This is a genomic window from Janibacter sp. GXQ6167 (genome assembly GCF_041365945.1).
GTDB lineage: Bacteria > Actinomycetota > Actinomycetes > Actinomycetales > Dermatophilaceae > JBGFSK01.
Genome location: NZ_JBGFSK010000008.1, coordinates 70,875 through 92,889, shown reverse-complemented (window position 1 = coordinate 92,889; position 22,015 = coordinate 70,875). Strand labels below are relative to the sequence as shown.

The window sequence follows — 22,015 nt, the reverse complement described above, 5'->3', positions numbered from 1 at the left end:
CATCGTAGGCTGGCGGCATGAGGCCTGAGGCGCTGGAGCGGTCCGTCACCACGATGCGTGAGCGCGGGGTGAACGACCGCGCGATCGCGGTCTTCGAGCACTACTGGCGCGAGCTCGAGTCGGGAGCGCAGGGCACCATCCCGGAGGACACCATCGAGCCGCTCGGGGATCTCACCGAACTCGCCGATCTCGATATCACCGACGACGAGCGGGCCGAGGCGCTGCGCCAGGTCGCCGTGGTCAAGCTGAACGGTGGGCTCGGCACGGGAATGGGGATGTCCGGCCCGAAGTCGGCGCTCGTCGCCCGGGATGCCCTCACCTTCCTCGACATCATTGCGCGGCAACTGATCGCGCTGGGGAAGCGATACGGCACCAGGCCGCCGCTCGTGCTGATGGACTCCTTCCGCACGCGCGAGGAGTCCCTCGAGATCCTCGAGCGCTACCCCGAGCTCGCCGAGCAGACGCTGCCGCTGGACTTCCTGCAAAGCGCCGAGCCCAAGCTCCGCGCCGACGACCTCTCGCCGGTGCAGTGGCCCGATGACCCGTCACTGGAGTGGTGCCCTCCCGGTCACGGTGACGTCTACGTCTCCCTTCAGGCCTCGGGACTGCTCGACGCCATGCGAGAGCAGGGGATTCGCTACGCCTTCTTGTCCAACGCCGACAACCTCGGCGCGACCTGCGATCCCGATATCGCGGCGTGGATGCTCCGCGAAGGGGTGCCGTACGCCGCCGAGGTCACCGTGCGCACGGCCAACGACCGCAAGGGCGGCCACCTCGCGATCCGCAAGAGCGACGAGCGGCTGATCCTGCGCGACTCGGCCATGGTGGTCGACGGTGAGGACCCCTACTTCCAGGACAACAAGCGCCACCAGTGGTTCCACACCAACAACCTCTGGGTCGACCTGGAGCGGCTCGCTGCGCTGCTCGACGAGCGTGACGGTGTCCTCGGGCTGCCGATCGTGATCAACCGCAAGACCGTCGACCCGTCGCGCCCCGATTCGACCAAGGTCATCCAGATCGAGTCGGCCATGGGCACCGCGATCGAGACCTTCGAAGGGGCGCAGGCGATCCGGGTGCCGCGGACCCGATTCCGGCCGGTCAAGACGACCAACGAGTTGCTGCTGCTCCGCTCGGACGTCTTCGCCCTCGATGAGGACAGCCGGGTCGTCTCGACGATCTCGCACGACGAGCCGTCGATCACTCTTGATGAGCACTACAAGTTGATCGCCGACTTCGACCAGCGCTTCCCGAAGGGGGCGCCGTCCTTGAGGGAATGCACCTCGCTGTCGGTGGCGGGCGAGGTGACCTTCGGCGCCGGGGTGCGCTGCGTCGGCGACGTCGAGATCGACGCCGCCGACCCGGTCGCGATCCCCGACGGCGAGGAACTGACCGGGCGGCTCGGCGGGTGACCTGCTTCTGGCGACGGTCGCAGCGCGCGGCCTGGCCGGTCGTGCTCGGTGGTGCGACGCCGCTCGGCGAGCACTTTCGCCTGCGCCCCCTTCGCTGGCGGGATCAGCGCGAGTTCCGAGCAGTCCGGCAGGGGAGTCGGGAGTGGCTCGAGCCCTGGGACGCCACGACCCCAGTGGGGTCCGAGGGCGCGGTGGGTTTCCGCGAGTACGTGCGGTTGATCGATGGCAATGCCCGCCAGGGTTGCTCCGTCCCGCTCGTCATCCAGGTGGGTGGCCGGATCGTCGGTCAGGTCAACGCCAGTGGGATCATCGGCGGGAGCTTCCGGTCCTGCACGATTGGCTATTGGGTTGCCGCGCCGGCTGCCGGGCGGTGGATCGCGCCCTCGGCGGTAGCGGTGCTGGGTGACTACCTGCTCGCGCCGGAGCCCGGAGGTCGGGGCCTCCACCGGATCGAGATCAACGTCAGGCCGGAAAATGCGGCGAGCCTCGCGGTCGTTCGCAAGCTGGGTCTTCGAGACGAAGGGGTGCGAGAGCGCCTGCTCCATATCGATGGCGGCTGGCGCGATCACCGCTCCTTCGCTGCGGCGGTTGAGGACCTGGCGGGCCAGAGCCTGATGTCACGCGTGACCCTTGCGTATCAGCAGTCACATGCGCGACACACCGAGGCGCCTCCCGCCTGAGGCCTCACCGGCTCCCTACGGTTGGTGACGTGCAACCGAGCAGCCTGATCTTCGTCCTGGTCGTGGCGTTGTGGGCTGTCTATCTCGTCCAGCATTGGGCCCGTCGGCGCGACCACTTGCTGACGATCCGCTCGATCGACCGATTCTCGGAGGCGATGCGCGTGCTCGATCACCAGCGATTGGCCGATGCCGATGCGGCGCCGAAGCGCTCCTCCGATGACGCTCCGACGCGCGCGCGGCCCGCGTCCGCGCAGCCGGACCACGCCGCGCACCAAGACGCAGCACCTCGCCCGAGTCGCCGACTCGACCTGTCCTTCATCGCGCGCGTGCCCCGCCGGGTACGCGGGCTGGTCCTGCTGACCCACCTCGTCGCACTACCGATCCTGACCCTTGTCGCGCTGTTCACGGCGATGACCTGGGTCGTGCCGACCGTGGTGTTTGTCGGGCTGCTCGCGTCCTTTGGTTGGGTCCGCCAGGGCGTGCGTGCCGAGCGCGAGGCCCGCCGTCGCGCGGGTTATCGCCCCAAGCCGGCGGCCCGCCCGGTCGCCTCTCGCGCGCCGGAGCGCCGCCAGGGTCCTGACGCGGCCCGCGCGGCAGCTCGTCCGGCGCAGCGTCGTCCCGCGGCTGCGACCCGCTCGGCGGCGCCGCCGCGCTCTACCGAGCGCCCGGCACCCGTCGCTGCCGAACCAGTCCTCGACCCCAACACCGTCGAGCCGGCCGTCTCCGAGCCGGTGCCCGCCCCCGCAGGTGCCTCGGCCGAGGCGGTCGCCGAGACGCCGGGTGGGAGCACCCCTGCACCGACCGTGGCCGAAGCCGAAGCTCTCTTCGATGTCGACGAGGTCGAGCGCACCCTGGCGACCGAGGCCTGGGAGTCGACGACGTGGGAGCCACGCCCGGTCCCGCGTCCCACCTACACGATGAAGGCCAAGGCCACCCCGCGTCCCGTCCCGGAGGCTGACGAGGCGATGACAGCCCTTCCGGCCGTGGAAGACGACCTCGTCGCGCTCGAGGACGACCTGGTCACCCCCCTTCCGCGGCGCGCCACCGGCAGCTAGACCTCGCGCCAGGTCGACTCGCCGCCTCAGCCCCGCTTACTGCCATCGGACGCGGCAATAACCGCGTCCGCCTGCACTGTCCGGGTCATTGGGGAGCGGCTCTTTGTCGAAATGTCCCGGGCGAGGGGGTGTTTTCGCCGAAGGCGGGACCGGGTGTTATCGTTTCCGACGCACCTAGGGGCTGTGGCGCAGTTGGTAGCGCGTCTCGTTCGCAATGAGAAGGTCAGGGGTTCGAATCCCCTCAGCTCCACCACGACGATAGAGGGCTCGAACCGACCGGTTCGGGCCCTCTCGTCATCTCCGGGCAGCACCGGCCGGATATGTCCCCGAGCGAACAGGTGTCGGTACCGGCATCGACCTATGACCGCGTCGTCTCCCTTCGCGGCACCGAGGCTGATACGGCCAGCCCGTCGAAGGGCGATCACGCTCGCATAGGTTGAGCCTTATGACGATCCCGGACGAGCCCTGGCTGCCCCCGGCACCAGGCGAAGCCCCCGACCGGCGCGAGCAGCGGCGGGGCCGACAACTGATCTACGGCGCGTTGGTCTTCATCGCTGCGGAGATCGTCGCTTTCGGGCTTGGAGCGGTCGTCGCGGTCCTTGCCCCCGGACCAGTCGGTGAAGCGGTGGGGCTCCTCGTCGGGATGACCCTCGGGGCGGTCGTCGCCTATGTCGGCTTCCGCCGGATCGTCGCGCGCGTGGCCGGGCGCCCGGGACTCGCGCTCTCGGGGCCTGGGATCGCCCGCGAGTTCACTGTGGGCCTGGCGCTCGGCGCCGTCCTGATGGTGGCCTCGGTCGCGCTGATCGCGGTGCTGGGCGGCTACCGCGTCCTCGACCTCGGGTGGTCGACGGGGATCATCGCCGGCTTGGCGCTTGGCATCGGCCCGGGGGTGATCGAGGAGGTCTTCTTCCGGGGCATCCTGTTGCGCCTCATCGATGGGTGGCTCGGATCGTGGGCTGCGCTGGCGATCACGATGGTCCTCTTCGGTGCGCTCCACCTGACGAACCCGGGGGCGACTGTCCTTGGCGCGCTCGCGATCACCATCGAGGCGGGTCTCCTCCTCGGCGCCGCCTACCTTCTCACCCGGCGCCTGTGGTTGGCCATGGGGATTCACATCGCATGGAATGCCACCCAGTCGGCGATCTTCGGCAGCACGGTGTCCGGCTCGGGGAGCGGCCGCGGGTTGATCGCGCCCGAGCTCAGCGGGCCAACCTGGTTGACCGGTGGAGCCATGGGGATCGAAGGGTCGCTCGTCACGGTTGCGGTGTGCGGCGCGGTCGGGCTGGTGGTCCTCTCCGCTGCGATCCGGCGCGGTCGGATGCTTGGCCCCGCTCGACGAGCAGAGGACCGACCCGCGGACTAGAGGGTCGCAGGTCCGGTGATCAGCCCTCCGGTGCTCGAGTAGGGCCAACCATTCGGCGTGCAGTGCTTGAGCGCTGAGGTCTGTTGCATCATGACCGGGGCCGGGCGGCCCGGCTTCGGGCACCTCTGATGGCCGTACCCGAGCCCATGTCCGAACTCGTGGTTGACGACGTACGCCCGATACCGGGCCAGATCTCCCTTGAAGTGGGGCACCGCGTACGTCCATCGGTCGAGGTTGATCATGACGTAGCGCCCGGCGCGGCACGAACTGTAACCACCGGTGTAGAGCCCGGCCCGTCGGCAGATCGACTCGACGGTCTTGCGTGAGGCGAGCCGCACGATGAGATCGGGAGCTTGCGTGGAGGTCCGCTTCAGCGAGTGGAGACCATGCCCGGCCCAGCTGCGCTTGTCGGCGAGGATCCGATCGACATCGGCGGCGAAGGCTTCGGAGGATTCGCCGACGCCCCGCTCGACCTCGACGCGATAAGTGGTGAGGCTCCCGGTGCCGACCTTCGGGCTCTGACCCGCGGCCGGCTCGAACCTGCCGGTGCCACGAGCCGGAGGCTTCGTGGATCGCCGGATCGCGGTGCCGGTCGTCCTCGGCGGCGGGGCCGCATCCCCTGCTGGCAGATCGGTCGGGAGGTCCTCAGGGACGGGGGTCGAAGGAGTTGGGACGAGCTCCTGGATCGCTGCGAAGCCGGCCCCCTCGTCATCAGGTTGCTGATCGGTATTCCCGACGGACCACCCCAGCAGGGCAGCCATCGCGACTACCGCGACCGACGCGACCACCTGGAGGACCGGCGGACGACGGCGGCCCGGACCGCGATGGGTGTGCCGGACATGGTGCCCCGCCGGGGTCGGGCGCGCGCGGCTGCGGCCCGTCGGAACCCGCCTGCGACGGCGCGGGTCATCGGGAGTCATCGGCAGCCTCCCTTCCGCGCAGTCGCCATATGTCTTCGATGTTAGATCGGCTCGGTCAGCGACGGTTGGACCGCTCCACACAATCTCGCTGCGTCGATCAACCCGATGAAGGCCCCGAGCGCCCGCAGTTCGCGCACCGAGCGGGGCGCGGCCTCGGTGAGCCGCGGCGACATGACGATGAAGGCGGCGTGCTGGCCCCGCGAGATCGCGACATTGAGGCGGTGTCGCGACAAGAGGAAGCCGAGCCCCTTGGAGATGTCGTGCGCCGAGGACGCGACCATCGACAAGATCGCGACGGGTGCCTGCTGGCCCTGGAACTTATCGACCGTCCCTACCCGGACCTCATCGAGCCCTGCGCCGCGAAGCGCGCGGGTCAGGGTCCCAACCTGGTGGTTGTAGGCGGTCACCACGAGGATGTCGCGAGGGCGAAGGGGGTGCTGCTCCCCCTTCTCCGTCGTCCAGGTGCGCCCGGCGAGGTCGTGGATGAGCGCCACGATCGCTTCGGCCTCCTCGGGTGAATCCGTCGTGCGGCCCTCGTGCGGTACTGGCAGGACGTGCAGACCTGGGGCGACGCCGGCGAGGCTGCGCTTGGTGGTGACCTCCGCCCGCGAGCGCAACGCGCCGTCATAGCTCAGCGTCGACACGGCAGCCGTGAGATCGGGGTGCATCCGCCAGGTGGTCGCGAGGAAATAGCCGTATTCCGCGGGGATGGTCGCCGCATCGCCGAGGAGCCAACCCAAGGCGGACGCGTCGACCGGCTCGGGGTGGCTGCCCTGACTGACCTGCGGGAGCTGCTGCGGATCGCCGAGCAGGAGCAGCCGGTCGCCGGCGGTCGAGCACGCCAGGGTCGGGGCGATGGAGTACTGCCCGGCCTCGTCGATCACGACCAGGTCGAGTGAGCCGGGCGCGATCCGTCGCGGGTTTGTCAGGTCCCACGCGGTGCCGCCGAGGACGTAGCCGCGACCCTCGGCCGAGAGGTCGGCGGCGAAGGCGGCGTACCCATCCTTGGCGAGCACGGTCCAGGGTCGCTCGCTCGGATCCTTCGGGGCCTTGCCGACCTGGTCAGCAGGGATGCCCGCTCGCACGACCTCGTCCAGCATGTTTTCGACGGCGGCGTGGCTCTGCGCGACGACGCCAATTCGCCAGCCGTGATCGCGGACGAGGTGAGCGATCACGCGCGCCCCGACATAGGTCTTGCCGGTGCCCGGAGGTCCTTGGACAGCAAGGTAGGAGTGGTCGAGGGCGCGCACCGCATCGGTCACTGCGCGGATGTAGTCGCCGTCGACCACCCGAGGCAGAGTCCCGGAGGTCAGGCGTGGTGGCCTCCGCAGGAGCAGGTCCAGCCCGGGGTGAGGCGGGAGAGTGAGCGGGCCGCCGTCTTGGGCCGCAAGGACGCTGCGTCCCAAGGCGTCCACGGCCGCGTCGAGGCTCTTCGCCAAGGGCGGGGCGGAAGGACCGAGCGCAATGGGGAGGTTGTCCCACGGTCCGCCGTCGCGCGGTTGGCTTTCCTCGAGTTCGAGGAGCACGCGCCCGTCGGCCTGCTCCTCGATGCTGCGGGCGCTCACCCCGGCGCGGACCCAGCGCGACCTCCCTTCGACCTCCATCCCCGCCGGAGCAGGTGGCTCGTAGATCGCGACGTACTGTCCTTCGCCCGAACGGCTCCCGGACGGAAAGGTCCCGAGGAGGGAAACGATGCGGCGCGGCGTCTTGCGCCCTTCTTGGTGCCAGTCGGTCACGACCTCGGTCTGCTCGACGTGGAAGATGTCGGCTCCGCCGATCCAGTCCGAGCGCGCAGCGCTGAGCCGCTCGAAATGCGCCCACCAGTACGGCTTTTGCTCGCGCTTGGTGTAGCGGATCGTCGCCGACAGCATCGCGACGGCCTGCTGCTCGGGTGTGCGTTCGTGAGCCGGCGCCTCCCCAGCGAGATGGCGAAGGGCGACCTCGATCTCCGGCGGAGGCGTGCTGACCTGCTCCTCGGCGACCGCCCGCGCGTTGGGCGCGACCCCATGCTCGGCGGCGCGATCGAGCAGCCAGTCGCGCAGCCGCAGCGTCGAGAGGCAGTCGTACTCGTTGTACTGGCGGATGTCCTCGATCCGCTCTGCCGCCTCCTCGTCGCGCCCGTCGAGGACCGCGTCGGCGTAACGGTGGTACTCGACGATCGAGTCGGCCCCCGCGGTCACCCCTTCGGCATCGCGCAGGTCATCGCCCATATAGAGCGGCTCGAGCTTCTTGATGCTGTAGGAGCCCTGGCCCACGCGGATCGCCGAGCGCACCACGCCATAAAGGTCGACGAGGACCCCTTCGCGCAGCAGATCGTCGACGGCGTCCTCCTCGGTCCCATGCCGGGCTGCGAGCCGGAGCAGAGCCGCGCGTTCGTAGTCTGCGTAGTGGTAAACGTGCAGGTCAGGCCAGCGCTCGCGGCGCGCGCGCAGCCAGGTCATGAAGTCGACGAGGGCCTGCTTCTCCTGCGCTCGATCGTGCGCCCAGAAGGGGGTGAAGCGCTCACCCCCTTCGTCGTGGGTCATGGCGCCGAAGAGGTACTCCAGGCCGATCTCGCTCGCCCCGGGCTCCTGCCAGAGGGGGTCGCCCTCGAAGTCGAAGAAGACATCGCCCTCGCTCGGCGGGGGGATCGCGTCGAGCGAGCCCGGCGCATGGACCTCGAAGGGGATCGCGCCGGTGGCCGCTTCGTGCTGGAGGCGGGCTTGGGCGGAGAGGATCGTGAGGCGTTCGGCGCTTAGGCCCTCGACCGGATCGGTGCGGCGAGCGAGGTCGCCCACGGTCTCGACGCCGGCGGCGAGCAAATGGGTGCGCTGCCCGCTATGCACCCCCGCGACGAGGAGGACATCATCACGCGCTGCGAGTTCGGCGGCGCAAGTGTCGCAGCGCAGGCACGCCACCACATCGGCGGCACCCCACGCGACGGGTTCGCCGGAGTCCTGGTGCCGGTCGAGGAGGTGCAAGAGACGCTCCCGGCGCCGCCGCGTCACGGGCAGGACATCGCTGAGCGGTTGGTCGCTGGCGTCGCCGTTGCCGAGGATGAGCCGGACGAAGGGGGCGAGCGGCACCCCATCGCGGATCAGGACGTCCGCGTACGAGCCGACCTGAAGGAGGGCAGAGACGGTTTCGGAGCGGGCGAGTTTGGTATCGCTCACGATCCACGAGCCGTCGTCGTGCCTGATCAGGAAGTCGGCGAACCCGACGAAGCGGTACCCGAGCAAGGTCGCCTGGTAGACGACGTGCGCGTCCGGGTCGGCGAGAGCCGCGACCGTCGCCTCGTGAGCGGACTGGTACGCCTCACGGGTGCGGCCTGGGGCGGCCGGGATCTGGCGGATCCCACCGCGGTGGGTCCGGGCGAGATCGCGCAAGACCCGCTGCTCGTGGGAGAGGCCGAGGGCGGCGACCCGCTCGAGCATCTGGTCGGCCGTCTCCTCGACCCGCTCTCGCCTCCCGAGTCGCGCATCGGCCTCACGCAGGAGGGAGTACTCGCACACGGATGCCGCGCGCAGGTCGCTGGCGCTGATCACGGCCCGGCCGGTCGGCCCATCGGGGTAGAGCATGGTTCGACTCTAGGGGTGCACCCCGACAGCACCCGGGTGGCCGCGCACCGACGGTGGGCGGCTCGCCCTTCGTCCCTCCGAAACTCCGTAAGTCTCGTGGAGTTCCGCGAGACATCGGGAAATTCCGGGGACGTGCGGGGGAGATGCGACGGGGACCGCGGGGGGCCGTCCTGGGGCAAGGAGCGGCGGGGGAGGATGACTCCCGTGCTGTACGTGGCCCTGGTCCCCGCGCGCTCCGGGGGTAAGACGCGCCTCGAGGTGCCCGACCGCGCCCTGCTGGCCCGCGCCTTCTTATGTGACGTGCGCGCCGCGCTGGAGCAGGCCACGCACGTCGGTCAGGTGATCGTGCTCGACACCCCTGGTGGTCTGGTCGAGGCGATCGCCGAAGGGGGTCAGCTCGCCGCGACCCGTGCGCCGGGCGCTCCGATCGTGGTCGTCCCCGCGGACCTCCCAGCGCTGACCGGCGAAGCGCTCGACCCCCTTCTGGAGCGCGCCCGACCGTATCCCTCGGCGTGGGTCCGGGATCACCGCGGCACGGGGACGACACTGCTGACCGCTCGGGATCCCCGCGACATCCCCGCTCGATACGGCCCGCAGTCGGCCACAGCGCACGCGAGCGTGGCCACCGAGTTGCGCAATGCAGATCTGCGGGCGCGCCTGGACGTGGACACGCTCGCCGACCTGCACCGGGCCGTCGACCTCGGAGTGGGCCCAGCGACGGCTCGGGTGGTGAGGGAGCTGCCGCCTCGGACGGGGTAACGGTCATCGAACGCGGAAGGAACCCCGTCCGATGACCGTTCCCGCGCCCTGAGTCCGGCACCCGGACAACGCCCGCGTCAGATCCAACTCGGGAACCACATCCGGATCCGCCACAACTCGTACGGGATGACCTGCGCGGTATAGATCGGCCAGAAGAAGGCGAAGTTCGCGAGCACGACCAGGCAATAGCCCCCGACGATCAGGTAGCCCACCCGTTGCCGCGTCCGACTCGCTCCCTTCGCCGCCAGGGCCAGGGTCAGCAGGTAGACGACCGCGAGGATCACCCAGGGTTCAAAAGCGATCGTGTAGAAGGTGAAGATCGTCCGGTGCTGGATCGCGAACCACGGCAACCAGCCGCCAACGAACCCGGCGAGGATCGCCCCGGCGCGCCAGTCCCGCTTCATGATCCAGGCATAGACGAGGACGAAGAGGGCAGCCGCCGCGACCCACCAGATCGAGACGGTGCCGAGCGAACTGATCGCTTTGGAGCACCGCTCCACCGTGCAGCCATCGACCCCCTTGCCCGGTCCCTCATAGAAGAAGGAGGTCGGGCGCGACTGGATCATCCACGACCACGGGTTCGACTGGTAGGTGTGCGGTGAGGTCAGGCCGTTATGGAAGTCGAGGATCTGCCCGTGGTACTGCCAGAGGGAGCGAAGGGAGTCCGGTAGCCACTGCACCCCTTCGCCCGGGTGCTCCTCGGCCCAGTGGCGGTTGTACCCGTGGTCGCTGCGAAACCAGCCGACGAAGGACGCCAGGTACGTCGCGAGGACGATCACGGTCATCGCGAGCCCGGCGTACACGCCGTCCTTCAGCACCGCGCCCGCTGCCCAATGCCGCACGCCGACCGCGCGCCGCGCGCCCATATCCCAAAAGACAGTCATCAGGCCGAAGGCGGCAAAGAAGTACAACCCCGACCACTTCGTGCCGCACGCGAGCCCGAGCATGAGGGCGGCGATGAGCTTCCACGGCCGCACGCCGAGCCACGGGCCGAGCGACATCGAGGTGCCGGGGGGCAGGGCCGCGACCTTGCGTGCGAGGATCTCGCGGCTGCGATCTCGGTCGATCAGCAGCGCGCCGAAGGCGGCGAGCGCGAAGAACATCAAGATGAGGTCGAGCAGCCCCGTCCGGGAGTGGACGAAGTGGTGCCCCTCGAAGGCCATGAGGAAGGCGGCGAGCGTGCCGGCGAGGCTGGAGCGGAAGAGGCGACGCGCGATCCGCCCAATCATCAGGATCGAGATCGTGCCGAGCAGAGCGACCGAGAAGCGCCATCCCCACGATGAGGTAGGCCCAAAGATCCACTCCCCGAAGGCGATCACCCACTTCCCGACGGGCGGGTGGACCACCATGTCGCCCTCGGTGGTGTTGAAGATCGTCGTCGTGCCGCTCGTAAAGCTCGGATCCACCACCTCGCCTACGCCCTGCCAACGCATCTCGACGCCGTGGTCGAGCAACGAGACGCCTTGCTTCACGTAATAGGTCTCGTCGAAGACGAGTTGGTGCGGCCGGTCCAGTCGCCAAAAGCGCAGGATCCCACCGATCGTCATGAAGAGTAGGGGGCCGAGCCAGCCCCAGAGGCGGTCGGTGGGGGAGAAGGCGAGCAGGCGCGTGCGCAACTGCTCCAGGCGTTCCATGCCGGTCATGCTAGGTCAGCCGAGCTGTGCTGCAGCAGGACGAGGGCAGGTGCTCCCGGCAACGATGTCGCCGTGGTGCTGTAGAACGGTAAGAGTCCGCACCTCCCGCCATCGATTCCGAAGGCTCACAAATGACCAAGCGCATCCTGCTCGTCGTCACTAACGTCGATCACTACGACGCGGACCCATCGGAGCCCACGGGCCTGTGGCTGTCCGAACTCACCCACGCTTACGACCACTTCGCGGAGCAGGGGTTCGAGCAGACCATCATCAGCCCCCTCGGCGGGAAGTCGCCGCTCGAACCCCGCTCGCTGAAGTTCCCCGCTATCGACAAGGCGGCCAAGGCGTGGATGGGCGATCCGGCGAAGATGGCGCTGCTCAACGAGACCACCGCTGCGGCCGACGTCGATTCGGCTGACTACGACGCCATCTACTTCACCGGCGGCCACGGTGTGATGTTCGACTTCCACGACAGCCCGGATCTGCAGCGGCTCACCCGCGAGATGTACGAGCGGGGGGCTGTCGTGGCGACCGTTTGCCACGGGTACTGCGCGCTGCGTGACGTGACCCTCTCCGATGGCACCTATCTCGTGGCGGGCCGGGACCTCACCGGCTTCTCCTGGCGCGAAGAGGTCCTCGCGCGGGTGGACAAGCTGGTCCCCTACAACATCGAGGGGGAGATCACCGAGCGCGGCGCCAACTACTCCAAGGCGCTGCTCCCCTTCGTCTCCAACACGGTCGTCGACGGCAACCTAGTGACCGGTCAAAACCCGGCCTCTGCCGAAGCGACCGCCGAGAAGGTCACCGAGATCCTCACCGCCTCGTCGGACTGAGGCCGAGCGGGATCGCCAAGGTGGCAGCATGGCTGCCGTGCCGTTGATCCTTGCTGCGACCCCGATCGGTGACCCGCGCGATGCAGCGCCTCGTCTCGCCATCGAACTCGAGGCCGCCGATGTCATTGCCGCCGAGGACACCCGCCGCCTGCGTCGCCTGACCTCCGACCTCGGCGTCACGACGCACGCGCGGATCGTCAGCTACCACGAGCACAACGAGGCCTCCCGCACCGCCGACCTGCTCGCCGCGCTCGAAGGGGGCGAACGCGTCGTCCTCGTCACCGACGCCGGGATGCCGTCGGTATCTGATCCCGGCTACCGGATCGTGCGGGCCGCCATCGACGCCGACCTACCGCTGACCTGCGTGCCCGGCCCGAGCGCGGTGCTCATGGCGCTCGCCGTCTCGGGGCTGCCGGTCGACCGCTTCTGTTTCGAGGGTTTCCTCCCGCGGAAGGGGGGAGAGCGGGCCCGCGTCCTCGCGGACCTGGCAACCGAGCGCCGCACCATGGTCTTCTTCGAGGCTCCGCACCGCCTCGCCGAGACGCTGGGCGCGATGGCCGAGGCTCTCGGTGACGCGCGACCCGCGGCCGTCTGCCGCGAACTCACCAAGACGTACGAAGAGGTGCGCCGCGGCCCCCTTCACGAACTCCACACCTGGGCGAGCAATGGGGTGAAGGGGGAGATCACGGTCGTCGTCGCGGGCGCGCCGGCCCCCTTCATCGACGAAGCGGCAGCGCTCAGTGACGTCCAGCAGCTCGTCGCGGGCGGCATCCGGCTGAAGGAGGCGGCGGCGCAGGTCGCCGCAACGACGGGCCTGAGTAAGAAGGCCCTCTACGACGCCGCCATCGCCGCGAAGAAGTAGATCGGCCGCCGCCCGAACGCGCGGCCCCGGGGCCGATGGGCGATTTCTCAGGGTCACCTGCGACAATCCGCGCCATGACCGACGCTTCGCCCGCTGACGACGCGCCCCACACCATCGAAACCGCAGATTCTGCCGCGATCGCGACCCAGAAGGCCGCCGAAGGCGCCGCCGAGGGTCACCGCCCCGAACGCGGCGGGCACGAGCGGACCGTGGTGCACCTCCTGCGCCACGGCGAGGTCGATAACCCCAAGGGCATCCTCTATGGCCGCCTGCCGGGCTACCACCTGTCCGACCTCGGCCGCGAAATGGCTCAGGTCGTCGCTGACCACCTGCGCGAGCACGACATCACCCTGGTCGTCCACTCGCCGCTCGAGCGCACCGCCGAAACCGCCGCCCCGACCCTCGCGATCCACGGGGTCGAGGCGATCGTTGACCCGCGGGTGATCGAGGCGGGCAACAAGTTCGAAGGGCGCCGCTTCAGTCGGCGGCTCCTGCTCGACCCGCGCCGCTGGTGGTGGGTCCGTGACCCCACCGAGCCGAGCTGGGGCGAGTCCTACAAGGCGATCGCGCGCCGGATGACCGAGGCGATCGAGGACGCCCGCGACCATGCTCGCGGCCACGAGGTCCTGATCGTGAGCCATCAGCTCCCGATCTGGACGATCCGCAGCGTGCTCGAAGGGCGTCGCCTCTGGCACGACCCGCGCCGCCGCCAGTGCAACCTCGCCTCGCTGACGAGCCTCACCTATCGCGGTGACGAGCTCGAATCCGTAACCTACAGCGAACCCGCCGCGCACCTCTACCCGCAGGCCTCCAAGGTGGCCGGAGCGTGACCCGAACCCGCCTGATGCGGGCCGTGGCGGCCCTCGCGACGGCCAGCGTCGTCGTCCTCGGGGCGACGGCGTGCTCGAGCGACCCCAACTCGGTGGCGAATCAGGCGAAGTCCGGCGATCGGAAGGGGTATATCTCCGGGGATGGGCGGATTGCCGCCTTCCCGGCCGCCGAGCGCAAGGAACCCGTCGACCTCTCCGGTGAAACTCTCGACGGCGAGACCTGGCGCGCCGCCGATCATCGCGGGGACGTCATCGTGGTGAACCTCTGGGCGTCCTGGTGCGGACCCTGCGCCAAGGAGGCCCCCGACCTCGTCGCGACCCACCAGAAGTTCGTCAACGACAAGGCGCCGGTCACCTTCATCGGGATCGACTACCGCGAGCCGTCGGTCGAGACCGGCCGCGCGCAGGCCAAGGCCTGGGGCTTTACCTATCCCTCCCTCTTCGACGCCAGTGGCGAGACCGCGCTGATGCTGGACGGGAAGATGACCACCCAGCCCTCCACGGCTGTCCTCGACAAGCAGGGCCGGATCGCCGCGGTCGTCTTGGGCGTCGTGGACCAAAGCACCCTCACCGGGCTCGTCGAGGACACCCTCGCCGAGTCCGCCTGATCCCCCTTCGCGCACCTGATGTTGACCGACGCTGCCTCGACCATCGCCACCGGCGGACTGCCGCTCGCGATCGCTGTCGCGGCGCTCGCGGGCCTGGTCTCCTTCGCGAGTCCGTGCGTGCTGCCGCTCGTGCCGGGGTACCTCGGCTATGTGACCGGGCTGTCTGATGTCGCGCTCGAGAAGAGGTCGCGGGGGCGGATGGTCCTCGGGGCGCTCGGTTTTGTGCTCGGCTTCTCGGTCGTCTTCATCCTCGCGTCGATGTTCGTGGCGACCGCCGGGCGGGCCCTGGTCGAGCACCGCGAACTCCTCACCCGCATCGGTGGGGTTCTGATCATCGTGATGGGCGTGATCTTCCTCGGAGCAGGAAGCCAGCGCACCTGGCGGCTGCCGATCAAGCCCGCCGCGGGGCTCGCTGGCGCACCCCTGCTTGGTGCGGTCTTCGCGATCGGGTGGGCGCCGTGCATGGGCCCGACCCTCGCTGCCGTGCTCACCTTGAACCTCACCGGGGATAGTTCGACCGGGCGCGCCGTGATCCTCGCGCTCGCGTATTGCCTCGGGCTCGGGATCCCCTTCCTGCTCATCGCCGCCGCGTACGAGCGATGGGGTCGCGTCTCGGGGTGGCTCCGCCGTCACCAGCGCGCGATCCAGATCTTCGGTGGCGTCCTACTCATCGCGGTCGGATTGCTCCTCGTGACCGGTGGCTGGGCCCACCTCATCACGTGGCTGCAAACCCACCTGGTCAACGACTTTGAGGTGATCTTGTGACGGCCACCAAGCCGGAGAAGGGGGAGCGCGCGGCGGTCACCCAGCCGAAACTCGGCCCGCTCGGCTACCTGCGTTTCGGTTGGCGCCAACTGACCAGCATGCGCACGGCCCTCTTCCTGCTGCTGCTCGTGGCCGTGGCCGCGGTCCCGGGGTCGGTCTTCCCGCAGCGGTCGCTCGATCCCGCCCGCACCGCTGACTGGATCGCCCAGCACCCGGACGCCGGTCCGATCCTCGACCGGCTCGGTGCCTTCGAGGTCTACTCGACGCCGTGGTTCTCGGCGATCTATCTGCTTCTTTTTATCTCGCTGATCGGGTGCATCATCCCGCGGACCTCCCAGCACTGGAAGGTCTTGCGCTCGAAGCCGCCGCGCGCCCCGAAGCGGCTCGCGCGCCTAAACGAACACCTCGCCTTCGAGCTCGAAGCAACCCCGGAGGAGGCGCTCGATCAGGCCCGGCAGGCCCTGCGCGGCCGGCGGATGCGGGTCACGAGTCATGACGAGACGACCGTTTCGGCCGAAGGGGGATACCTCAAGGAGGTCGGCAACCTCGCCTTCCATATCGCGCTCGTCACCCTGATCGTCGGGTTCGCCATCGGTCACCTGTACGGCTGGAAGGCCGACATCTTGGTCCCGCGCGGGGACTCCTTCGTCAGCACGGCGACCCGGTACGACACCTTCGCGCCTGGGCCGCTCGTCGATGAGTCCTCCTTGTCTCCCTTCGTCGTCCGAGTGGACGAGATGAAGGCGCGCTTCGAGGACTCCGATGTCCAACTGGCCCAACGCGGGCAGCCGCGCGCCTTCCGCGCCGAGGTCACCTATCAGGATGAGCCCGGCGGTCCGGAGCAGCACGCCGAGGTCGCGGTGAACCACCCGCTGGAGATGGATGGCGCGACGATCTTCCTCCTCGGCAACGGCTACGCACCGGTCGTGACGGTCAAGGACGCCAAGGGGGAGGTCCTCTATACCGGGGCGACCCCCTTCCTTGCCCAGGACGGCAGCTATCGCTCGGTCGGGGCGATTAAGGTCGGCGCGGCCCAACCGCAGCAACTCGGTTTCGTCGGGCTCTTCCTCCCCACCTCGTACATCGACCCCGAGTTGGGGCCGGTCTCGGTCTTCCCTGACGTGCGCAACCCGGCGCTCGCGCTCAGCCTCTACGAGGGTGACCTCTTCCCCGGGGGACGTCCACAGTCCGTCTTCGCGCTCGATACCAAGACCATGAAGAAGGTGGAGACCGCCGACGGATCCGATGCCGTCCGGCTCTGGCTCCAACCCGGCGAGACGGAGACCTTGCCCGGTGGCCGCGGGACGATCACCTTCGACGGAATCGAGCGCTTTGCGGGATTCTCGGTGCGCTATGACCCCGGCAAATGGCTCGTCCTCGGGTCCTCGCTGGTCGCGCTCGCGGGCCTCATCGCATCGCTGACGATCAAGCGCCGCCGGGTCTTCGTGCGGGTCCGTGATGGTTCGGGGCCTGGGCTGGTGGCGGTCGAGATCGGCGCGCTCACGCGTGATGACGATGACGGATTGGGGCGGATCGTGGCTCGGCTCGGTGAGAGCATGGGCGGACCGTCGGCCGATGATGATGCCTGATGGTGGGAGGATACGAGCATCATGATTAACGAGACGATGGCGACTTACGCCAATTACGCGCTGTACTCCGCCGTCGCGGTGCTGATGCTCGCGATGATCGGCTACGGCGTGTACCTGGCGGCGCTGGTGCCGGATAAGGATGCCGCGCGAGAGGCGAAGGGGGCCGAGCGGGCTTCCGCGAAGCCGCCGAAGGCGGTCGAATCCGCCTCTGCGGCAGGCGGATCCGGCGCTGGGACGACGACTCTCGTGCGTGAGGAAACCGACGCGCCGGAAGAGACCTCCCTTCGTGGGCGCAAGGCTGCGGGGATGGCCGGGACGCTCGCGTGGCTCGGTACCGCTTTGCTGCTTGTCTCGGGGGCCTTGCGGGCCGCCTCGGTGCAGCGCGCTCCGCTCGCCAATGTGTTCGAGTTCACGGTGACCGCGTCCTTCTTCGTGATGGCCGCCTTCTGCATCTGGAGCCTGCGGCGGGACCTGCGGTGGATGGGGCTCTTTGTCACCGCACCGGTCGTCCTCTTCCTCTGGCTCGCGGGGACGGTCTGGTACACCGAGGCCGCCGAGTTGGTGCCCTCGCTCCAGTCCTTCTGGCTGGTCGTGCACGTCTCGGTCGCGGTCGCGGCCACGGCCCTGTGCGTGCTGTCGGCGATCCTGAGCGGCCTGTACCTGATCCGCGACAGCGCGGTCGGACAACGCGGCTTCTGGGTGAAGTTCCCGAAGGCGCTCCCGCTGGAGCGACTCTCCTACGGGATGATCATTGTCGCCTTCCCCTTGTGGACCTTCGCGCTGATCTCCGGCGCGATCTGGGCCCGCCAGGCCTGGGCGTCCTACTGGAACTGGGACCCGAAGGAAGTCTGGACCTTCGTCATCTGGATCGTCTACGCGGCGTATCTGCACGCGCGGGCGACGACCACGGTGTCGCGGCGCACCGCGAACTGGATCAACCTCGCCGGGTTCGTCTGCATCATCATTAACTTCACGGTGGTCAACTACCTCTTCGTCGGCCAGCACTCCTATGCGATGGCGACCGTCCTGGGGGTGAGCGCATGACCTCGCGGATGGTGCGATACACCCTGCTGCGGCTGCTGGTGTTCTTCGGCACGCTGTCGGTGCTGTGGCTCATCCTCTGGGCGATGGGCCGCAACCACGGTCCGGCCCTCGCCTGGATCGTCGTCGGTGCCGCGCTGATCTCAATGGTCGTCTCGGCGCTGGTGCTGCGCCCCTTCCGCGACGACCTCGTGCGCGAGATGGAGGCGCGACGCGCGGAGAAGGCCGCGAGCCGCAATGCGCGGGGCGACTCCGATGAGCACTACGAGGACGCCGAAGCGGCCTCCGACGACTACCGCTAACCCGGCAGCCCGGGTCAGCTGACCCGAATCGCGAGCGCGAGCAGGGCCGCCCAAGCGACCTGGGCGAAGCCCGTCGAGGCCAGCGCCGGGATGAGCGCGGGCCCGGTGGCCCCCTTCGTCACGGCCTTGAGACCGGGAAGGGCGAGGGCGAGGCCAAGCACGGAGATCGGCGCCCAGATGTACCACGCGACGGCACCGATCCCGCAGGCCGCGGCGACGCAGACGAGCCCGACGTAGAGGCCGCGGGTGCGCTTGTCCCCGAGGCGGACCGCGAGGGTGTGCTTGCCGGTTTGGGAGTCGGTCGGGATATCGCGCAGATTATTGGCGACGAGGATGGCGCTCGCGAGCGCCCCCACTCCCACCGCGCCCAGCAGTCCGGCCCAGGTGAGGCCACCGAGTTGGGTGTACTGGGTGCCGAGAGTCGCCATGAGGCCGAAGAAGACGAAGACGTAAATCTCGCCGAGCCCCCGGTAGCCGTAGGGGTTATCGCCGCCGGTGTAGCGCCACGCGGCGAGGACCGCGAGCGCACCGAGCGGAATCATCAGCCACGCGCCCGACAGCGCAACGAGCGCAAGCCCACAGAGCGCGGCGAACCCGAAGCAGAGGAAGGCGACGAGCTTGACGTCCTCGGGCCGAGCGAGGCGCTGGCCGACCAAGCGCACCGGTCCGACGCGGGTTTCGTCGGTCCCGCGGATCCCGTCGGAATAGTCGTTGGCGTAGTTGACGCCGATTTGGAGGCCCAGCGCCACGAGGAGAGCCAAGAGGCCAAGGCCCAGGTCCGACTGGGGGTAGGCGGCGGCGGTGCCGACGATGATCGGGGCGAGGGCGGCGGGGAGGGTCCGGGGGCGGGCTCCCTCGATCCACTCAGCGAGTGTGGCCATGGTGGTGCTCGAGCTCAATCCTGTTGTTTTGGAGGTATTCCAATTCTACGGCGCGAACCAGGCTCCGATGGCACGCCGATCCGGCTTCCCCGGCCCGCGAAGGGGGAGCGTCGTCGCCACGATGACGCGGTGCGGGAGGGCGTGGCCCGGCAGATGGGGGCGGAGGAGATCGCGCAGGCTGTCGCGTAAGGCCGGGTCGACCGGTCCTGGTGGCGGACCGTCGGGGCCGGTGACCACGGCCAGGCAGACGGCTTCGCCCCACTGCTGATCGGGGCTGGCGACGACCACCGCGGCCTGGGCCGCCGGGACGTGGGCGAGGACAGCCTCCTCGACCACCCGCGGCGCGACCTTGTACCCGCCGGTCGTGATCACGTCGTCGATCCGGCCATCGACATGCAGCCGCCCGCGCTCGTCGAGGTGACCAAGGTCATCGGTCCGGAACCAGCGGACCCCGTCCGGTCCGGTGCGGAAGTGTTCGGCGCTTCGGTCCGGCTGGCCGAGGTATCCGTGGGCGAGCGTCTCGCCGCCGAGTTGGATGCGCCCGTCGTCTTCGAGATGGATCTCGGTTGGCGTGAGGGCCCTCCCGTCGTAGACGCATCCGCCGGCGGTCTCGCTCATCCCGTAGGTCGTGACCGCGCGGACCCCCTTCGCGTGCGCCTCGCCGAGCACCTGCGGTGGCGTGCCGGCGCCGCCGACGAGGACCGCGTCATAGCGCTTGAGGGCTTCGGTCCCGACCGGATCGGCGAGCAGACGAGCCAGTTGGGTCGGGACCAGGGAGGTGTAGCGCCGCGGGCCGACCATCGCGGCGGTCGCCTGGAGGAAGCCGAAGGGGGTGAAGCCGCCACTTAAGTCCATGGTCGCCGGTGTGACCCCGGCGAGGATCGAGCGGGCGAGGACCTGGATCCCGGCGATGTGCCGCGCGGGCATGGCGAGCAGCCATTGCCCAGGTCCGCCGAGGCGGTCATGGGTGGCGGCGCCGCTCGCGGTGAGCGCGGCGGCGGTGAGCAGGGCGAGTTTTGGAGTGCCCGTCGAGCCCGAGGTCCCGACGACGAGGGCGAGGTCATCGGGGAGGTCACCTCCGGCTCCGTCGCCGATGTCCGGAGGCGTCCCATCGTCGGCGAAGGGGGCGATGGGCGCGGTGCCGGTCAGGGCGGCCTCGACATCGGGCAGGATCGCGAGCGCGTCGTCGCCGACGGGCAGGGGGCGGATGGCGCTCATGCGATCAGCGCCGCAACGCCGACGGCGACGGTCGCGGCGATCTCGCCGATGCCGACCTGTTTGGGAGAAAGCGGATATCGGGGGACGATCGCGGCGCGGGCGGTGAGGATCGCGAAGATCGTGGCGAGCGGCCAGGAGATCGGGATCATCAGGGCGGTCGCGACCGCGTGCCAGGCGATCGACGCGGCGAGCGCACGAGGGTTGTCGCGCTCCCGGATCATCGTCTTGACGTAGAGGACCGTCCCGGCGAAGTAGAGCGCGAGAACCCCGGCGAGGATCCACGCCCGCGTCCAGTCCGTGCCGCCCGCCGCGTCGTAGGCGACCAGGGTCATCAGGCAGGACCCGACCGTGGTGGTGAGGCCGGACCAGAGAGATCGCTCGTCACGGGTGGCGCTCGCGTAGAGGCCGACGCCCATCGGGATGACGAAGAGGGGCGACCAGACGATGAGGTCAGGAGCGAGGGCGAGCGTGGCAGCGCCTGCGATGACCACACCGATCGCATAGGCGCGCACGGGCGGCCAGTAGCGCGGCTTGCGCCGAGCCTTGAGCCACAAGCCCGTCGCGAAGAACGCGAAGTACCCGATGAACCACAGGGCGGTCAGCGCGATGAGTGCGGCGCCGCGGCGCAGGTCCAGCCCGCTGCCGTCGACAGCGCCCGCGATGGTCCCCGCGACCAGGGGAGTGGCGAGCATCGCCCAGGCGCCATGCTGATTCGGCACCCACCCCGGCGACCGCCGCTTGCGTGGGCTCGTCCCACGGGCGGGTCGGGTCGGGGCGCTAGCAGTCACGTCGTCCATCATCCCACCGCTGCCCGCAGGGCCCCGTCTCTGGGAGGTCGCCCTGTGGATAGCGACGGTTATCGCGCTAGCCGATCCAGCCCAGGCCCTCACCGATCAAGACGAGGCCGAAGATTGCGAAGAGGATGGCCGCGCCGATCTTGATCACGCGCTCGGGGAGCTTGCGCCCGAGGATCGCCCCGACCAGGATCGCGAGCGCGTCGGCCGCGACCATCCCAAGGGTGGAGCCGATCCAGGTCCCGAACCAGGGCTCACGGGTGGCGAGCGCAATGGTGGCGAGCATCGTCTTGTCGCCGAGCTCGGCGAGGAAGAAGGCGGTGCCGACGGCGAGCAGCGCGGTCCCCTTCGCTTTGCGGGCCTTGGCGGCCTCTTCGTCGGTGAGCTCATCGCCGCGCAGGGTCCAGGCCGCGAAGATCAGGAAGGCGACGCCCGCGGCGAGGGTGATCCAGTGCTGCTGCTCGGCGAAGGCAGAGCCGATGAAGCGCCCGATGCCGACGGAGGCGAGGTGCACGATCAAGGTCGCGGCGGTGATCGCGAGCAGCACATCGCGGGCGCGATAGCGGGCAGCGAAGGTCATCGCCATGAGCTGGGATTTGTCGCCGAGTTCGGCGACGAAGATCACCGCGGTCGAGAGGAGGAAGGCGGAGAGTTCAGGATGCATGGGCGGGGCTTTCACGGGCGGGGACTTCGCTCAGCTCCGGCTGTCACGCGTGACGACCTCGGCCGAGCACGCGGACATAGCAGTGCTGGCCGAGAGTCTCGTCCGCGCCACCGGCTGATCGCCGGCTCACGCCTGCCGCGCCGGGCCCCTCACACCCTCGCGGGCGATCCGGGCCAGTATGTCGACGCGGCCGTTAGGGACTACTCCCTCTCGTACGAGGAAGGATTCTACCCAGGTCGGCGCAGGACGCG

At 69.4% G+C, this 22,015-nt stretch carries 20 protein-coding genes and 1 tRNA gene; 14 read left to right on the top strand and 7 right to left on the bottom strand.

All coding sequences use genetic code 11. The features are described from left to right. Positions 1-17: 17 nt before the first annotated feature. From AB8K43_RS12505 to AB8K43_RS12485, 5 genes are all read left to right on the top strand, one after another. Entirely contained in the window at positions 18-1,409 is a 1,392-nt protein-coding gene (locus tag AB8K43_RS12505; RefSeq protein WP_370894542.1) for a UTP--glucose-1-phosphate uridylyltransferase, read from the top strand. Next, complete coding sequence (locus tag AB8K43_RS12500; RefSeq protein WP_370894541.1) at positions 1,406-2,089, top strand: GNAT family N-acetyltransferase; 684 nt, start codon at positions 1,406-1,408, stop codon at positions 2,087-2,089. Before AB8K43_RS12505 ends, AB8K43_RS12500 begins: the two co-directional genes overlap by 4 nt. A 29-nt stretch (positions 2,090-2,118) precedes the next feature. Continuing rightward, complete coding sequence (locus AB8K43_RS12495) at positions 2,119-3,144, top strand: hypothetical protein (RefSeq protein WP_370894540.1); 1,026 nt, start codon at positions 2,119-2,121, stop codon at positions 3,142-3,144. A 177-nt stretch (positions 3,145-3,321) separates the two neighbouring features. Next, positions 3,322-3,397, top strand: a tRNA-Ala gene (locus AB8K43_RS12490). A gap of 192 nt (positions 3,398-3,589) precedes the next feature. Continuing rightward, entirely contained in the window at positions 3,590-4,507 is a 918-nt protein-coding gene (locus AB8K43_RS12485; RefSeq protein WP_370894539.1) for a lysostaphin resistance A-like protein, read from the top strand. On the opposite strand, the gene AB8K43_RS12480 is transcribed toward AB8K43_RS12485, so the two are convergent. Then, positions 4,504-5,427 carry a DUF3152 domain-containing protein gene (locus AB8K43_RS12480; RefSeq protein WP_370894538.1) on the bottom strand — a complete coding sequence of 308 codons (924 nt, stop codon included), beginning with the start codon at positions 5,425-5,427 and terminating at the stop codon, positions 4,504-4,506. The two genes, AB8K43_RS12485 and AB8K43_RS12480, sit on opposite strands and share 4 nt — an antisense overlap. 41 nt (positions 5,428-5,468) lie before the next feature. Then, positions 5,469-8,984 carry a TM0106 family RecB-like putative nuclease gene (locus tag AB8K43_RS12475; RefSeq protein ID WP_370894537.1) on the bottom strand — a complete coding sequence of 1,172 codons (3,516 nt, stop codon included), beginning with the start codon at positions 8,982-8,984 and terminating at the stop codon, positions 5,469-5,471. A 195-nt stretch (positions 8,985-9,179) separates the two neighbouring features. On the opposite strand from AB8K43_RS12475, the gene AB8K43_RS12470 reads away from it, so the two are divergent. Beyond that, on the top strand, positions 9,180-9,743 hold the full coding sequence (locus AB8K43_RS12470) for a hypothetical protein (protein ID WP_370894536.1): 564 nt from the start codon (positions 9,180-9,182) through the stop codon (positions 9,741-9,743). A 77-nt stretch (positions 9,744-9,820) separates the two neighbouring features. Here the strand turns inward: AB8K43_RS12470 and AB8K43_RS12465 are convergent, their stop codons facing one another. After that, a complete protein-coding gene (locus AB8K43_RS12465; RefSeq protein ID WP_370894535.1) occupies positions 9,821-11,377 on the bottom strand; it encodes a dolichyl-phosphate-mannose--protein mannosyltransferase in 1,557 nt (518 codons plus the stop codon). A gap of 131 nt (positions 11,378-11,508) precedes the next feature. Here AB8K43_RS12465 and AB8K43_RS12460 point away from each other — a divergent pair, with 131 nt between their 5' ends. From AB8K43_RS12460 to AB8K43_RS12425, 8 genes are all read left to right on the top strand, one after another. Next, a complete protein-coding gene (locus tag AB8K43_RS12460) occupies positions 11,509-12,210 on the top strand; it encodes a type 1 glutamine amidotransferase domain-containing protein (RefSeq protein WP_370894534.1) in 702 nt (233 codons plus the stop codon). A 28-nt stretch (positions 12,211-12,238) separates the two neighbouring features. Next, complete coding sequence (gene rsmI / locus AB8K43_RS12455) at positions 12,239-13,072, top strand: 16S rRNA (cytidine(1402)-2'-O)-methyltransferase (protein WP_370894533.1); 834 nt, start codon at positions 12,239-12,241, stop codon at positions 13,070-13,072. Between the two features lie 74 nt (positions 13,073-13,146). Further along, positions 13,147-13,902 (top strand): histidine phosphatase family protein, encoded by a 756-nt coding sequence (locus AB8K43_RS12450; RefSeq protein ID WP_370894532.1) that lies wholly within the window; start codon positions 13,147-13,149, stop codon positions 13,900-13,902. After that, complete coding sequence (locus tag AB8K43_RS12445; protein WP_370894531.1) at positions 13,899-14,510, top strand: TlpA family protein disulfide reductase; 612 nt, start codon at positions 13,899-13,901, stop codon at positions 14,508-14,510. Before AB8K43_RS12450 ends, AB8K43_RS12445 begins: the two co-directional genes overlap by 4 nt. A gap of 18 nt (positions 14,511-14,528) precedes the next feature. Beyond that, positions 14,529-15,275, top strand: coding sequence for a cytochrome c biogenesis CcdA family protein (locus AB8K43_RS12440; RefSeq protein ID WP_370894530.1), 747 nt, complete (start codon positions 14,529-14,531; stop codon positions 15,273-15,275). Next, positions 15,272-16,864 (top strand): cytochrome c biogenesis protein ResB, encoded by a 1,593-nt coding sequence (locus tag AB8K43_RS12435; RefSeq protein WP_370894529.1) that lies wholly within the window; start codon positions 15,272-15,274, stop codon positions 16,862-16,864. Before AB8K43_RS12440 ends, AB8K43_RS12435 begins: the two co-directional genes overlap by 4 nt. Before the next feature lie 21 nt (positions 16,865-16,885). Continuing rightward, complete coding sequence (ccsB, locus tag AB8K43_RS12430; protein WP_370894528.1) at positions 16,886-17,908, top strand: c-type cytochrome biogenesis protein CcsB; 1,023 nt, start codon at positions 16,886-16,888, stop codon at positions 17,906-17,908. Then, complete coding sequence (locus tag AB8K43_RS12425) at positions 17,905-18,207, top strand: DUF4229 domain-containing protein (protein WP_370894527.1); 303 nt, start codon at positions 17,905-17,907, stop codon at positions 18,205-18,207. The genes ccsB and AB8K43_RS12425 overlap by 4 nt, the downstream gene beginning before the upstream one ends. 14 nt (positions 18,208-18,221) lie before the next feature. Here AB8K43_RS12425 and AB8K43_RS12420 read toward each other — a convergent pair whose 3' ends face one another. The 4 genes from AB8K43_RS12420 to AB8K43_RS12405 all read right to left on the bottom strand — a co-directional run bounded on the left by AB8K43_RS12420 (position 18,222) and on the right by AB8K43_RS12405 (position 21,764). Next, positions 18,222-19,088, bottom strand: a complete 867-nt coding sequence (locus AB8K43_RS12420) for a 1,4-dihydroxy-2-naphthoate polyprenyltransferase (RefSeq protein WP_370894526.1) — start codon at positions 19,086-19,088, stop codon at positions 18,222-18,224. A gap of 45 nt (positions 19,089-19,133) precedes the next feature. Next, positions 19,134-20,306 (bottom strand): o-succinylbenzoate--CoA ligase, encoded by a 1,173-nt coding sequence (gene menE / locus AB8K43_RS12415; RefSeq protein WP_370894525.1) that lies wholly within the window; start codon positions 20,304-20,306, stop codon positions 19,134-19,136. Further along, a complete protein-coding gene (locus tag AB8K43_RS12410; RefSeq protein WP_370894524.1) occupies positions 20,303-21,094 on the bottom strand; it encodes a YwiC-like family protein in 792 nt (263 codons plus the stop codon). The genes menE and AB8K43_RS12410 overlap by 4 nt, the downstream gene beginning before the upstream one ends. 76 nt (positions 21,095-21,170) lie before the next feature. Beyond that, positions 21,171-21,764, bottom strand: coding sequence for a TMEM165/GDT1 family protein (locus AB8K43_RS12405; protein WP_370894523.1), 594 nt, complete (start codon positions 21,762-21,764; stop codon positions 21,171-21,173). Positions 21,765-22,015 lie beyond the last annotated feature (251 nt).

Bases quoted from the DNA above. Each gene is read 5' to 3' on its own strand.
- AB8K43_RS12505 (WP_370894542.1), top strand. From the start codon at position 18: ATGAGGCCTGAGGCGCTGGAGCGGTCCGTCACCACGATGCGTGAGCGC.
- AB8K43_RS12485 (WP_370894539.1), top strand. From the start codon at position 3,590: ATGACGATCCCGGACGAGCCCTGGCTGCCCCCGGCACCAGGCGAAGCC.
- AB8K43_RS12480 (WP_370894538.1), bottom strand. From the start codon at position 5,427: ATGACTCCCGATGACCCGCGCCGTCGCAGGCGGGTTCCGACGGGCCGC.
- AB8K43_RS12475 (WP_370894537.1), bottom strand. From the start codon at position 8,984: ATGCTCTACCCCGATGGGCCGACCGGCCGGGCCGTGATCAGCGCCAGC.
- AB8K43_RS12470 (WP_370894536.1), top strand. From the start codon at position 9,180: ATGACTCCCGTGCTGTACGTGGCCCTGGTCCCCGCGCGCTCCGGGGGT.
- AB8K43_RS12465 (WP_370894535.1), bottom strand. From the start codon at position 11,377: ATGGAACGCCTGGAGCAGTTGCGCACGCGCCTGCTCGCCTTCTCCCCC.
- AB8K43_RS12460 (WP_370894534.1), top strand. From the start codon at position 11,509: ATGACCAAGCGCATCCTGCTCGTCGTCACTAACGTCGATCACTACGAC.
- rsmI (WP_370894533.1), top strand. From the start codon at position 12,239: ATGGCTGCCGTGCCGTTGATCCTTGCTGCGACCCCGATCGGTGACCCG.
- AB8K43_RS12450 (WP_370894532.1), top strand. From the start codon at position 13,147: ATGACCGACGCTTCGCCCGCTGACGACGCGCCCCACACCATCGAAACC.
- AB8K43_RS12440 (WP_370894530.1), top strand. From the start codon at position 14,529: ATGTTGACCGACGCTGCCTCGACCATCGCCACCGGCGGACTGCCGCTC.
- ccsB (WP_370894528.1), top strand. From the start codon at position 16,886: ATGATTAACGAGACGATGGCGACTTACGCCAATTACGCGCTGTACTCC.
- AB8K43_RS12425 (WP_370894527.1), top strand. From the start codon at position 17,905: ATGACCTCGCGGATGGTGCGATACACCCTGCTGCGGCTGCTGGTGTTC.
- AB8K43_RS12420 (WP_370894526.1), bottom strand. From the start codon at position 19,088: ATGGCCACACTCGCTGAGTGGATCGAGGGAGCCCGCCCCCGGACCCTC.
- menE (WP_370894525.1), bottom strand. From the start codon at position 20,306: ATGAGCGCCATCCGCCCCCTGCCCGTCGGCGACGACGCGCTCGCGATC.
- AB8K43_RS12405 (WP_370894523.1), bottom strand. From the start codon at position 21,764: ATGCATCCTGAACTCTCCGCCTTCCTCCTCTCGACCGCGGTGATCTTC.